We start from the raw sequence: 12832 nt of genomic DNA on the forward strand, positions 1-12832 counted from the left end.
CCATGGGAACGCTCGCACTCGCTGCCAAGATCACGCACGTGCCGTCGATGTACCTCTCGGAATTCCCGGGACCGAACTTCGGCTGCCGCGAGGCCGCAATCAACGGCCACAAGGAGATCGACCGGCGCTGCCGCACGCTCGGCGTGGACACCATCGTGGTGTTCGACGTGCACTGGCAGGTCAACAGCGAATACCACATCAACTGCGGCCCGAAGTTCGGCGGCACCTACACCAGCAACGAGCTGCCGCATTTCATCAAGAACATGCCCTACGCCTACCCGGGCAACCCGGCGCTGGGCCACCTGATCGCCGACATGGCCAACGAGATGGGCGTGAAGAGCCGCGCGCACAGCGACACCACGCTCGGACTCGAGTACGGCACGCTGGTGCCGATGCGCTACATGAACGCCGACCAGCACTACAAGGTCATCAGCATCAGCGGCTGGTGCGACTGGCACGACCTCACCGAGTCGGGCCGCTTCGGCCTGGCGGTGCGCCGCGCGATCGAGGAGCGCTACGAGGGCACGGTGGCGGTGTTCGCGAGCGGTTCGCTCTCGCATCACTTTGCCGACAACGGCCACGCGCCGGAGTTCATGCACAAGGTGTACGACCCCTTCCTCGAGCAGGTGGACCGCCGCGTGGTCGAGCTGTGGAAGGCCGGCGACTGGCAGGCCTTCGTCGGCATGCTGCCGATGTACGCCGAGAAGTGCTGGGGCGAAGGCGACATGCACGACACCGCGATGCTGCTGGGCCTGCTGGGCTGGGACCGCTACACCGCGCCGGTGGAGGTGGTCACGCCCTACTTCGGCAGCTCGGGCACGGGGCAGATCAATGCGATCTTTCCGGTGACGCTTCTCGAGGCGAACGGATGATTCCGCTCCACGCCGAATGAAAGCTGCATCCGCCACAGCGTCGGTCACCGACCAGCACCACACCATTTCGAATCATGTTCAACACTGAAACCATCCGCCGACTGGCCGCCGAACTGCACGAGAGCGAAAGGTCGCGCGCGCAGGTCGAGCACTTCTCGAAGCGCTTTCCGGAAATGACGATTGATGATGGTTACGCTGTATCGCGTGCCTGGGTGAGCATGAAGATCGCAGAGGGCCGAAAGGTCCGCGGACACAAGATCGGCCTGACCTCGCGCGCCATGCAGCAGTCCAGCCAGATTGACGAGCCCGACTACGGCACGCTGCTGGACGACATGTTCTTCGAGCCCGGCGCGATCCCGACGCATCGCTTCATCGCGCCTCGCGTCGAGGTGGAACTGGCCTTTGTCCTGAAGAAGAGGTTGCAGGGAAAAGAAGTTTCGGTGGAGGAGGTGCTCGATGCCACCGACTACGTGACGCCCGCCATCGAGATCATCGACTCACGCATCGAACAGTTCGATCGCCGCACGAAGGCCATGCGCAAGGTGTTCGACACCATCTCCGACAACGCTGCCAACGCCGGGATCATCCTCGGCGGCCGCAGGGCAGGGCCGCGGGATATCGATCTGCCGTGGTGCGGCGCCATCCTGCGCCAGAACGGTGCTGTGGAGGAGACCGGTCTGGCGGCAGGCGTCCAAGGCCATCCCGCCGTAGGCATTGCCTGGCTGGCGCACAAGCTTGCGCCATGGGGCGAGTTCCTCGAGGCGGGGCAGGTCGTGTTGGCCGGATCGTTCACGCGCCCTGTGGTAGCAAAAAAAGGGGATGTCTTCGATGCGGACTACGGTGCGCTTGGCCGATTCTCTTTCGAATTCGTCTAGGCGAACGCGCTTTCGGAATCAGAAAACCCACGGGGCCGGCGTGATCGGCCCCACATCGGAGACTCGGATGATTACCAAAAGATCTTTCATGGTCGCGGCGGCAGCCACATGCGTGGCACCGGCCGCATTCTCGGCCGACGAGTGGGCGCCAACGAAGCCGGTTCGCATTGTCGTTCCCATCGTGGGCAGCACCAACGATGTTCTGGCGCGCCTGGTCGCTCCCAAGCTGCAGGAGGTTCTGGGGCAGCCGGTCATCGTCGAGAACAAGCCCGGCGCCGGTGGCAACATCGGTGCGGATTTCGTCGCCAAGGCCACGCCGGACGGGCATACGCTGCTCGTGGGCTATAACGGCCCGCTTGCCATCAATGTCTCGCTCTTCGAGAAGATGCCGTACGACCCGTTGAGGGACCTCGTACCCATCACCCTCGCGGTGAAATCTCCGCAGTATCTCGTCGTCAGCCCCGCAGCCGGCGTATCCTCCGTGGCCGAACTGGTGGCGATGGCGAAAGCGCAGCCCGAGAAGCTCTCCTATGCGTCGGTGGCAATGGGTAGCGCTTCCCATCTGACGATGGAGATGTTCAAGTCGGCAGCCGGTATCCGGCTGACCCATGTGCCCTACAAGGGGGCCGGGCCCGCCGTCACGGACCTGCTGGCAGGCAACGTGCATGTGGCTTTCATGGTCCCGGGCAACGTGCAGCAGTTTGTCAAGGACGGGAAGCTGAAGCTGTTGGCGACCACGGGCGAGAAGCGCTTTGTGGACACCCCCGATGTGCCGACCCTTGTCGAGCTCGGCTACAAGGAATTGGAAGCGACCGGGTGGGTGGGTTTTCTCACCACGGCAGGAACCCCGCGCGCTGCTGTCGAGCGCTACAGCCGGGAACTCGTGAAGATTCTCAGGACACGAGAGATGACCGACAAGCTCCGCGCGATGCAGTTCGACGTTGTCGCGAGTACGCCTGAGCAGTTCAGTGCCTGGATCCGGACCGAGACCGTACAGTGGGGAAAGGTCGTCAAGGCGACCGGCGCCAAGGTGGAATAGCTCTTGAACGTCGTTCGCCGCCAGGCCTCTCAGCGGCTGACGCCGCGCGGGCCCGCAACCGCCATGTACTGCATCGTGGTCGCCACCAAGGCCCTGACACCGACCTTCATTGCGCCTTCATCCACCACGAATTCGGGCGAATGATTCGGTACGCCGGGCTTGCCAGGGAAGGGCGATGCATACAGCCGCCAGAAAACGCTCGGCACGCCTGTCGAGGTCAGCGAACTGAAATCGTCGGATGCCATGCTGGGAGGCGCTTCCATGGCCACGCCCAGGTCCGCCGCTGCCGCATCGAAGGCCGGCACCAGGGCCTTGGTCAATGCGGGGTCGCTGATGACCATGTCGTACCCTCCCGAGCCCACCTTGACCTCCACCTTCAGTTGATGGCTCTCGGCGATCTTCTGCGCGCGGCGCGTGATCTCCTCGCGCACGATGCGCTGGTTCTCCTTCGAGAAGGTGCGGACCGTGCCACCGATCTCGGCGGTCTCCGGCAGGATGTTGGTGCGGTTGCCGCTTTGCAGCATGCCGATGGTCAGTACCGTGATCCCGTCCTGTTGATTGATCCGATGGCTGATGATGCCCTGCAGTGATTGCACGATCTCGGCCGCCGCAAGGACGGGGTCGTTCGATGCCCAGGGCGCCGATCCGTGTCCGCCCTTGCCGGCGAGAGTGATCACAAAATTGTCAGCGCTGGAAAACACCGCGCCCGAGCGGTAGGCGACGGCTCCCGACGGGCCGGTGGCGGTGATGTGCTGGCCCATCACGAGATCGACCTTCGGGTTGTCCAGGACGCCCGCCTCGACCATCTTGACGGCCCCGCCATTGCCGGGCCCGCCTTCCTCGGCGGGCTGGAAGATCAGCACCACGGTCCCCGGCAGTTCGGCCCGCATCTCGGAGAACACCCGCGCCGCACCGAGCAGCATCGCCATGTGGGTGTCGTGGCCGCACACATGGCCGACAAAGGCTTCCTGGCCGCGGTAGATGGCCTTTTTGTTCGACCTGAACGGCAGATTGTTGCGCTCTTGCACGGGAAGCGCATCGAGTTCGGCCCGCAGCGCCACCACCGGCCCCGGCTTGCCGCCGCGCAGCACGGCTTTGATGCCGGTGCCGGCGACGCCGGTCTGAACCTCGTAGCCCGGCATCGTCGCAAGAATCTGTGCGATGTAGCGCACCGTTTCCGTTTCCTGCCAAGACAGCTCGGGATTTGCGTGAATGTGCCGGCGCCATTCGAGCACCTTCTGCTCCGTGCCGTCGGCCAGTCGAAGCCCAGTTTGCACCAGCGGGTCGAGGTTCGCGGCATGCACATTGGATGCGGCGAGGGCGCAGACTGTCGCGAGTGCAATGATTTGTTGACGCATATCTGGTTTTTCTCCTCACCGCCAAGTGGGTCGTAAGCGGTGCAAGACCTCTGCTGTGGAATGAAGCAATGTGCCAACCCTTTTCGCGATTGCCTACAACTGCCGGACAATCACGATTCCATTTGGCGATTGCCCCGGGGCATGGGTCCGTGTCGCCTTGCACGCAGTGCTCGTGTTCCGCCGGCGGCATGCTGTGCATGCGTATGCCCTCAGATCATCCGTTCGCAGCTTGAACGGGTTCGGCAATGGAGGCGTTCTGCATCTAGAGGGCATTACTTGGATGGCATTCGACAGATAAAGCTGCTTGCCACGTTGGGACTGCCTTTGCCGTCATATCGGGCGATCTGAGGGTATGGACAAACAGGCATCGTTCGGTCGATTTCCCCTGCAGGGTTTCGGTGAGCGGCCGTGACGGCTTCGGGGGCCTGCTCTTTCTCTACCCAGTTAACGACCTTCGACAGCAGGTCGTACTCGTCCGGAATGGGGCCCGCACCTCCGCGGCAATGATTCACGCCTGGCGGGAAGTAGGACCTCATGAAGCTCGAGGTGCGCTGAGGGCCCATCGTTTCGTTCACTTCATCCACGTACTGCTTGGTTCGCAGCGGAGTGATCAGTTGGTCTTGGAGTCCGTGCCAGAGGATCAACTTGCCGCGACGGGCTGCAAACTGGCTCAGGTCGGGATTGACTGCGTCATACGTCGGCCCCAGCTTCTGCTTGGCCAGCTGGAAATCGCTCGGATCATCGACGTTCAGCTTTCCCGCGATGTCGTAAGAAGTGTCCTCGAACATCGGTCCGCGCCAGAACCATGCCCAACTCGACTCTCCCGGCTCAGGTCGACCCAGCCATTCAGAGGTGAGCTCTGCGCCGTATGGCGAGCCGGGAAAGACAGGCCGGCCGTCGTTGCCGGTGATCGGCGCCCAGAATCGCTTCATGGCCGCCACTTCGCCGGGCGTCAGACACGTATCGCCGTTCTTTCCAAGAGAACATGCGATCGTCGCCGGGTCGAATTTGCACTTTCCAGGCTCCTGCAGCAGCCCATCGACCAGACCGTCCTGCGCGTCGCATGCGGCCAGCACTGCCTTGTGGATCATGGGCAGCTTGGCTCGCGGGACGCCTTGCGCCGGATCGCGCATACCCTTTACGCGTGACCCACGCCGGCGAGAACATCGACCCTGTCCAGTCGAAGACCGGCGAACCCGCCACGATGCCGTCAAAGTTCTCGGGATACCGTTGCGCTTGCATCAGGCCCTTGCCACCACCTTGGGAGCATCCGATCCAGTACGACTTGCTTGCGGGTGACCCATAGAAGGCACGCGTGATCTGTTTGCCCGCCACGGCGGTGACCGTCTGCGCGCGATAGCCGAAGTCGATCACCTTTTGCGGGTGTCCGACCGCCCAGCTCTGCTCATGCAAGTTTCCGCCTTTGGACGCATGGCCGTTGTCGGTGGAAAGTGAGGCATAGCCGCGCGTGAGCCCTTCGGTCAGGCGCGAGTAGATGATGGCCCCGCTATTTCCGCCGCCTCCATTGGCCAGGAAACGGCCGTTCCAATTCGATGCGTCAGGCAGCCACATTTCGAATTTGATGTCCGAATCCGACGATGGCCGCGCGGTGGCCTGTACCCGGCAGAAGGGCAGCGTAACAGCGCGCTTTTCGCCCGGCGGAACGAAGCCTGGGAGCATCATCTCTGCCTTGTCGACAGTGACATTCGGGACATTGCCGAACGCTGTCAAGCTTTCACACGCCCCCGCCTTGGCCACCGGAGGTTGCGAACATGCGGTCAATGCGGCAGCGACGGCAATGAGGGTGAAGGGTGTGAAAGCAGGCCAGACCGTGTACATTGGGGTGAGTTCCGTGCGACGAACTGAGCGGGTGTTTGGGCTGGCGCTGAAAGCACGCATGCTGGATTGGCCATGCATGCGAGCGCGATGTAACCTGATCCTGCGGATGCTCACTCGATCTGGATGCGGACGCCGTCCGACACCAGACTTCGCCGCAAGCGTGCGACATCGATGGCTTGCACCGGGGCGGACCCGGCCAGGGCGGCGGCGGTGCCCGCAGCTTGCCCCATCACGAAGCAGCCCCCACTGACGCGCGCTGCCGATTGACCCTCGTGCGTCATCGATGCGCAGCGCCCCGCCACCAGCAGATTCTCGACATTGCGGGGAACGAGCATTCGCCAGGGCAGGTCGTTGAACGGCCTCTCGGTGTCTGTCGGAAAACGCCACTCGATGCGTCCTTCGGCATGCAGTTCCATCGGCCAGGTGTTGATGCCGATGCTGTCGTCGAACCGCGCCGAATCAAGAATGTCCGCACCACTGAGCGCGTAGACGCCTTCAATGCGCCGGGTCTCGCGGATGCCGACCTGCGGTGCGATGTCCACGATCCGCGACTTCTCGAAGCCGGGCACCTGCTCGCGCAAGAAGTGAAAGTAGTTCACGATCTGGCGCCTGCCTTCCTTCTCGCCCTCGCTGAGTTGCCGGGCATCGACGCCGTTCATCGCGCCACCTTCGGCGTTTCGCAGCTGGGTCACGTTGGCGCGCCACTCGGTCGGGTTGATCTGCGGGCGCAGGATGGCGCCTTCGCGCGGGAACTGATAGCGGTCCGGATGCTGCTTGTGAGCCCGTTCCATGAAATGGTTGATCGCGCTGAACTCACCGATCGCGGAGAGGGCGGGCTCGGGGTCGACGTGACCCACACGAAACATGGTCGTCGGGAAAAGCCCGCTGCCGGCACCATCGCCGACGACAAACGGAACACCCGCGCGGGCCGCGACGTCGCCATCGCCGGTGCAGTCGATGAACACGCCACCGCGGATCGCCAAACGCCCCGACTTGGTTTCCACGACGAGTGCTGCAATCCGTTCGCCTTCCATCAGCACATCTGCGGCGGAAGCGTGAAAGAGACACTGGACGCCAGCGGCATCGAGCATCTGGTCGGCGGCGCATTTGTAGGCGGAGACATCGTAGGACCTGACACGGATGCGCCCCTGCATGCCGTCCTGGGGTTGATTCAGCCCCCCCAGTGCCTCGAGGCGCGGGAGCAGGTCATCCACCACGCCATGCACCATCTGCTGCATCTCTCCGTTGTGGCGTCCGTACAGGCCGGCAAAGTTCGTCACGCCACCCGCGGTTCCCATTCCGCCAAGAAAGCCGTAGTGCTCGACCAGGAGCGTGCGCGCACCGTGACGTGCCGCACTGACGGCGGCGGCGATGCCGGAAGGCCCACCGCCTGCAATGACGACGTCGTATTCGCCGAACACAGGAAGGTTCTTTGATTCTTCGATCATGGTTTTCATCTGAAGTCCTCGTCGACACGCGAGAAGGCCGCTCGCGCAACACGGTGCCTGGTCGATGCGTGCATCGTGGACTTGCGGATCAGTCCAGCGTGATGCCGTTCTTCTCGATCACCGGTTTCCAGCGCGCCACCTCGTCGTTCACCATGCTGCGAAACTGCGCCGGGGTGTTCGCGACAGGCTCCATGTATTGCGCGCGGAGCTTCTCTCGGATCGATGGCTCGGCGAGGATCTGCACGAGTTCACTGTGCAAGTGGTTGACGATCGCGGGTGACGTTCTGGCCGGCGCGACGATCCCGATCCAGGCATCCGCCTGGATCTCGGGTGCCCCGACCTCCGCAAGCGTCGGCAATTGGGGCAGAAATGCCGATCGCTTCGACGAAGCGATCGCCAGAGCCTTGATCCGCCCTGATTTCACAAAAGGCATGACCGTTGCGGCCGGCAGCACCCCCATGTCGACTTCGCCCGAGATGATTGCCGTGACCGCGGCGCCCGAGCCGGGGTATGGCACGTGCACAAGGTTGGCGGAAGCGCGTGCTGCGAGGGCCTGCATCGCGAGGTGCGACGCCGATCCGGCACCGATGGACGCGAAGCTGTACTTGGCCGGGTTCTTCTTCAACTCAGTGAGCAGATCGGCGGCGTTGTCCGCCGCAAACCTGGAAGACGCAACCAGGACGGCGGGCTGAGACGCGGCGACCGTGATGAGCTCAATGTCGCGCCCAGGGGCGTAGGGCATCTTCTTGTAGAGCAGGGCGTTCACGGCCAGCGTGCTCGCGATCCCGATGCCGAGCGTCTGCCCATCCGGGGCTGCCTTGGCCACCGCATTGGTTCCGATGTTGCCGGACGCTCCCGGCTTGTTGTCCACGACGACCGGTTGACCCAGCCGCGTTCCGAGTCTCTCGCCGACGAGCCGGGCGACCAGATCGGGCGTCGAGCCCGCCGCGAAGGGCACGACGAGGTGGAGCGGGCCCCGCGGGTAGGTCTGTGCGTGGAGCGAGGCCGCAGCCAAGCCCATTGAGAGTGAAATGAGCCACTTGCGTGGCTGGGAAAGCCGCATGGTATGTCTCCGAAGCTTTTGGCTCTGAATGTTGGCCAGTTGTGGCGACTGTAGGTTTCGGCCATCATTGCGTCCATGCGATACCGCACATACTCGTCAGCAGGAATTTAAATAATGGACATGCGGCTTCTTGCGGTTTTTGACGAGGTCTACAAGACGCGCAGCGTCACGCGCGCGGCTGAGAACCTCGACCTTCCGCAGACGTCCGTGAGCTTGGCCCTCGCTCGAATGCGGCGGCAGTTCAACGATCCGCTGTTCGTGCGAACCGGCGAGGGCATGGTGCCAACGCCTCACGCCGCCGACCTTCTGGGACCGTTGCGCCAGGCTCTGGAATTGCTTCGGGGGGCCACCCGCCAGCAGGTCGTGTTCGATGCCGGAAGTTCTCGCCGGCATTTCAGGATATGCATGACGGACGTCAGCCATCTCGAGTTCCTGCCACGGCTGATCCACCGTGTCGCTCAGGATGCGCCTTCCGTCCATGTCGAGGTATTGCGCATAGGGCCTGATACGCGCCGGTTGCTTGAGAACGGAGAGGCGGACCTCGCCGTGGGCTACATGCCGGAACTCGAGGCCGGCTTCTATCAACAGCAGCTCTTCGAACAGGGCTTCTCATGCGTGGTGAGAAATGACCACCCGCAAGTGGGAAAACGCATGACGCCGACGCTGTTCAAGCGCGAGAAGCACGTGGCAATCACGGCGCCTGGAACGGGACACGATCTGCTGCAGCAACAGCTCAAGCGCCTCGGTGTCGAACGCCGGCTTGCGCTATCGCTTCCGACCTTGCCCGGCTTGGGAAACCTGCTTGCGCAATCCGACCTCGTCGCGACCGTGCCGGAGCGGGTCGCGCAAATGCTGGTCAGCATTGCCGAGGTGAAGTTGCTCGCCCCACCCTTTGAACTGCCGGTCTTTGCGATCAAGCAGCACTGGCATGAGCGTTTTCACCTCGACCCGGCGAACCGTTGGCTCCGTTCGATGATCGCCGAGATGTTTCTCGAGTGAATGAAAGCTCGTAGGGTGTCGTGGCTTGGCATCCGATACAGGCGGCTAACGGCCGGGATTCTTGGCGGTCTGACCTAAGGAAGGTCTGAACAAGAGCACGTTTCTTGCATGAAGGATTGACCCCTGCAAAGGAGCATGAGCAATGAGTCAGATCAGTTTTGCGGATGCGGAGCAAGCGGGCAAGAGGAAGAAGACGAGGCGCGAAGTCTTCCTTGCCGAGATGGAACTGGTGGTGCCGTGGAAAGCGCTGCTCAAGGTCATCGAGCCCCACTATCCAGTGGCGGGCCGAGGCCGTCGGCCCTACCCGCTGCAAGCCATGCTGCGCGTGCACCTGATGCAGAACTGGTTCGCTCTGAGCGACCCGGCGATGGAAGAAGCCCTGTATGAGATCGCCTCGCTGCGCACGTTCGCCGGACTCGGTCTGGAGGCGATCCCCGATGAGACGACCATCCTGAACTTCCGTCACCTGCTGGAAGCCAGCGATCTGGCCGAAGACATCTTCAAGCAGGTCAACGCCCACCTGGCCAGGAAGGGGTTGCTCCTGAAGCGCGGCTCCATCGTGGACGCCACGATCATCGCGGCGCCCAGTTCCACCAAGAACAGCACGGGCGAGCGAGACCCCGAGATGCATCAGACGAAGAAGGGCAACCAGTGGCACTTCGGCATGAAGGCGCACATCGCGGTGGATGCCGAGTCGGGACTGGTGCACACGGTGACGACTACCGCAGCCAACGAGGCAGACGTGGAACAGGTGAATGACTTGCTGCATGGCAAGGAAGAGCAGGTGTGGGCCGACTCGGGCTACCGGGGCGCGCAGGCGCGGGTGAAGCGCGATGTGCAGTGGCACATTGCGGGCCGGCCCAGCGACATGGCGAAGATGCCCGAGGGACGTGCCAAGGCCAGAGCGCGCAAGAACGAATATGAGAAGGCCAGAGTGCGCGCAAAGGTGGAGCATCCGTTCCGGGTGATCAAGCGCCAGTTCGGTCTCGTGAAGGTGAGGTTCAAGGGGCTGGCCAAGAACACGGCGCATGTGATCACGTTGTTTGCGCTGTCCAATCTGTGGATGGCGCGCAAGAAACTGATGGCGGTGATGGGACAGGTGTGTCCGCAAACAGCCTGAGGGCGCTGGATGAGGGGCAGACCTCGTCGATTCGGCGCATCTGGCGGTGCGATTCGTCTCCGTGCACACCATTGGCCTTCATCGCACGCCAATTGGTGACCTGTTCAGACCTTCCCTAAGGGGCGCCAAAGCCCCACTCGTTGCCGGCCGACCCGCTGGGTTGGCTGCCAGCGGTACTGGCTCCAATCCGGGCTCCCGTCAATCACGGGCGTTCACACCGGACTTGAACAACTCGAAAAAGGTATTGCGCAGCCAGATGCTCGCGGCATCCCCGTGGTGCCGCTGGTGCCACGTCATGGTGACGTCGAATCCGGGAAACTGCACAGGAGGGTCCAGAACCTGCAGCGGTATATGGCCGGCAACTACCGTGGCCAGATTACTTGGAATCACGCCGATCAGGTCGGTTGCAGCAACGACGGGTGCGATGCAAAGGAAGCTGTGCACACGCAATGCCACACGAGCCCGTACCCTCGGGCCTGCGAGCACTTTCTGCACGGCTGCAGCATGCTCCATCCCTTCCGGGCCCCCTACGACGTGGCCGATCTCGCGGAGCTGCTCCCGAGGCAGGTGCCCGTCGAGCGAAGGGTGGTTGCTCCTTGCCACGTACACGAAGCGCTCGCGAAAAAGGCGGCGCTGGTGCAGTTGCTTGCTGAGCGGCCCGAAGAAGCCGACCGCCAGATCGATGTGGCCCGAACCCAGCCCGTCCTGCAACTGCACCTGACTCGTGATCGCGTCGATCGAGACGTGCGGCGCTTCCCGCGCGACGTGTTGCATGAGGCGAGGCAGGAACAGCCGCTCCCCAATGTCGCTCATCGCGACGCGAAAGACCCGGTCCTCCTGGGTTGGGTCGAACCCCGGCCGGCTGAACGTGGCGCGCAGCGCTTCCAGCGCGGCCGCCATGGGCGCGGCGAGTGCTTCGGCCAATGGCGTCGGAGCGACGCCACGGGGCTGTCGGATGAACAGTTGATCGCCGTACATCGTCCGCAGGCGGCCCAAGGCACGGCTCACCGTCGGTTGAGACATTCCCAGCTGTGCCCCGGCGGCCGACAAGTTTCGCGTACGACCGATGCAGTCGAACAGTTCCAACAGCGTGACGTCGAGGTTGCGCGGCAAGGGACGTTGCCCGCCGCCGTGTTCATTCACTTTATGCATATCACTGTTCCGATCAATTCATTTCTCATCTTTCCGCCGGCATCCTACATTTCGTTCGTTCATTGACGGGACTCAAGGAGACAGCAAGATGATCGCTCGGCGTGAGATTCTCATCGGTGGCGTGGTTGCGCTCGCCGGACTTCCGGTGCGGGCCCAGCCGCTCATGACCAGACCCGTCCGTGTGGTTACACCTTTTCCGGCGGGCAGCGGCCCCGACGCGGCGCTGCGCGTTGTGGGCGAAGCGCTGGCGCGCAAGTGGGGTCAGCCGGTGGTGGTGGACAACCGCCCCGGCGGCAACGGCTTCATCGCGATCGCCGCATTCAAAAACGCGCCGCCGGACCACCATACGCTCCTGCTCATCGACAGCAACCAGGCGACAACGCACCCTCACACGTTCGCACGCCTGCCGTACGACGTCGAGAAAGATCTGCAGCCGGTCGGCATGATCCTGCGAACGCCATTCTTCGTGGCCGTTGCGCCAGACAGTCCCTTGCGCGGTGTCGAGGACATCGTCGCGGCCGCAAAGGCGAGGCCCAATGCAGTGACCTATGGTTCCTGGTTCATGGGGAGTCCAGGACACATTGGGGCCCTCCAGTTGCAGGTCTTGCGTGGGATCAGCATGACGCATGTGCCTTATCGCGACTTTGGCCAGCTGTACGCCGCTGTTGCGACCAAAGAAGTCGACTGGGCCCTCGGCAGCATCGCGAGCGCCGGGGCGCTGGAGCGCGCCGGAAAGTTGCGATTCATTGCCTTGGCGGCGTCAAGGCGCGACTCGCTCTATCCCAACGTGCCTGCCACGGCAGAACTTCCCAAACTGCGCGAGTTCGACGTCAGTGCCTGGGCCGGCCTCTTTGCCGCACGTTCGACGCCGACGCCTGTTGCGGAGCAACTCGCTGCAGACCTCCGCGATGCACTGGACCGGCCGGAAGTGGCCGAACGCTACCGCACGTTCGGCTACGAAGCCCCAAGACTTGCGCCTGACGCCTATTCGCAGCTGATCAGGAAGGAAACCGCCGCTTGGGGGCAGGTCATCCGCAGCGCGAATCTCAAGCTCGACTGAAATTGCC

General features: G+C 63.2%; 11 protein-coding genes and 1 pseudogene. 6 read left to right on the forward strand and 6 right to left on the reverse strand.

Features of this window, described 5'->3' with window-relative positions:
- Positions 1-2: 2 nt before the first annotated feature.
- From hpaD to VAPA_RS11170, 3 genes are all read left to right on the forward strand, one after another.
- Positions 3-872, forward strand: a complete 870-nt coding sequence (hpaD, locus tag VAPA_RS11160; protein ID WP_021006882.1) for a 3,4-dihydroxyphenylacetate 2,3-dioxygenase — start codon at positions 3-5, stop codon at positions 870-872.
- A gap of 74 nt (positions 873-946) precedes the next feature.
- Positions 947-1747, forward strand: a complete 801-nt coding sequence (gene hpaH / locus VAPA_RS11165; protein WP_021006883.1) for a 2-oxo-hept-4-ene-1,7-dioate hydratase — start codon at positions 947-949, stop codon at positions 1745-1747.
- Between the two features lie 88 nt (positions 1748-1835).
- Complete coding sequence (locus VAPA_RS11170) at positions 1836-2786, forward strand: Bug family tripartite tricarboxylate transporter substrate binding protein (protein ID WP_230558994.1); 951 nt, start codon at positions 1836-1838, stop codon at positions 2784-2786.
- A gap of 29 nt (positions 2787-2815) precedes the next feature.
- Here VAPA_RS11170 and VAPA_RS11175 read toward each other — a convergent pair whose 3' ends face one another.
- The 5 genes and pseudogenes from VAPA_RS11175 to VAPA_RS11190 all read right to left on the reverse strand — a co-directional run bounded on the left by VAPA_RS11175 (position 2816) and on the right by VAPA_RS11190 (position 8494).
- Complete coding sequence (locus tag VAPA_RS11175) at positions 2816-4021, reverse strand: M20 metallopeptidase family protein (protein WP_230558995.1); 1206 nt, start codon at positions 4019-4021, stop codon at positions 2816-2818.
- A gap of 395 nt (positions 4022-4416) precedes the next feature.
- Positions 4417-5277 (reverse strand): tannase/feruloyl esterase family alpha/beta hydrolase, encoded by an 861-nt coding sequence (locus VAPA_RS11180; RefSeq protein WP_021006886.1) that lies wholly within the window; start codon positions 5275-5277, stop codon positions 4417-4419.
- A 7-nt stretch (positions 5278-5284) separates the two neighbouring features.
- A pseudogene (locus VAPA_RS35140) lies at positions 5285-6061 on the reverse strand (tannase/feruloyl esterase family alpha/beta hydrolase); the annotation flags it as partial.
- Positions 6062-6093: 32 nt separating this feature from the next.
- Positions 6094-7440 (reverse strand): FAD-dependent oxidoreductase, encoded by a 1347-nt coding sequence (locus tag VAPA_RS11185; RefSeq protein WP_021006888.1) that lies wholly within the window; start codon positions 7438-7440, stop codon positions 6094-6096.
- A 79-nt stretch (positions 7441-7519) separates the two neighbouring features.
- Positions 7520-8494 carry a Bug family tripartite tricarboxylate transporter substrate binding protein gene (locus tag VAPA_RS11190; RefSeq protein WP_021006889.1) on the reverse strand — a complete coding sequence of 325 codons (975 nt, stop codon included), beginning with the start codon at positions 8492-8494 and terminating at the stop codon, positions 7520-7522.
- 114 nt (positions 8495-8608) lie between these two features.
- Between VAPA_RS11190 and VAPA_RS11195 the strand changes: the two genes are divergently transcribed.
- Together VAPA_RS11195 and VAPA_RS11200 are read left to right on the forward strand one after the other, a co-directional pair.
- Positions 8609-9493, forward strand: a complete 885-nt coding sequence (locus tag VAPA_RS11195; protein WP_021006890.1) for a LysR family transcriptional regulator — start codon at positions 8609-8611, stop codon at positions 9491-9493.
- Positions 9494-9635: 142 nt separating this feature from the next.
- Positions 9636-10613: an IS5 family transposase gene (locus VAPA_RS11200; protein WP_021004309.1), complete on the forward strand. Its 978-nt coding sequence runs from the start codon at positions 9636-9638 to the stop codon at positions 10611-10613.
- A gap of 198 nt (positions 10614-10811) precedes the next feature.
- Here VAPA_RS11200 and VAPA_RS11205 read toward each other — a convergent pair whose 3' ends face one another.
- On the reverse strand, positions 10812-11765 hold the full coding sequence (locus tag VAPA_RS11205; RefSeq protein WP_021006891.1) for a LysR family transcriptional regulator: 954 nt from the start codon (positions 11763-11765) through the stop codon (positions 10812-10814).
- An 88-nt stretch (positions 11766-11853) separates the two neighbouring features.
- Here VAPA_RS11205 and VAPA_RS11210 point away from each other — a divergent pair, with 88 nt between their 5' ends.
- Positions 11854-12825 (forward strand): Bug family tripartite tricarboxylate transporter substrate binding protein, encoded by a 972-nt coding sequence (locus tag VAPA_RS11210; protein ID WP_021006892.1) that lies wholly within the window; start codon positions 11854-11856, stop codon positions 12823-12825.
- Positions 12826-12832: the final 7 nt, after the last annotated feature.

This window comes from Variovorax paradoxus B4, assembly GCF_000463015.1.
Taxonomy (GTDB): Bacteria; Pseudomonadota; Gammaproteobacteria; order Burkholderiales; family Burkholderiaceae_C; genus Variovorax; species Variovorax paradoxus_E.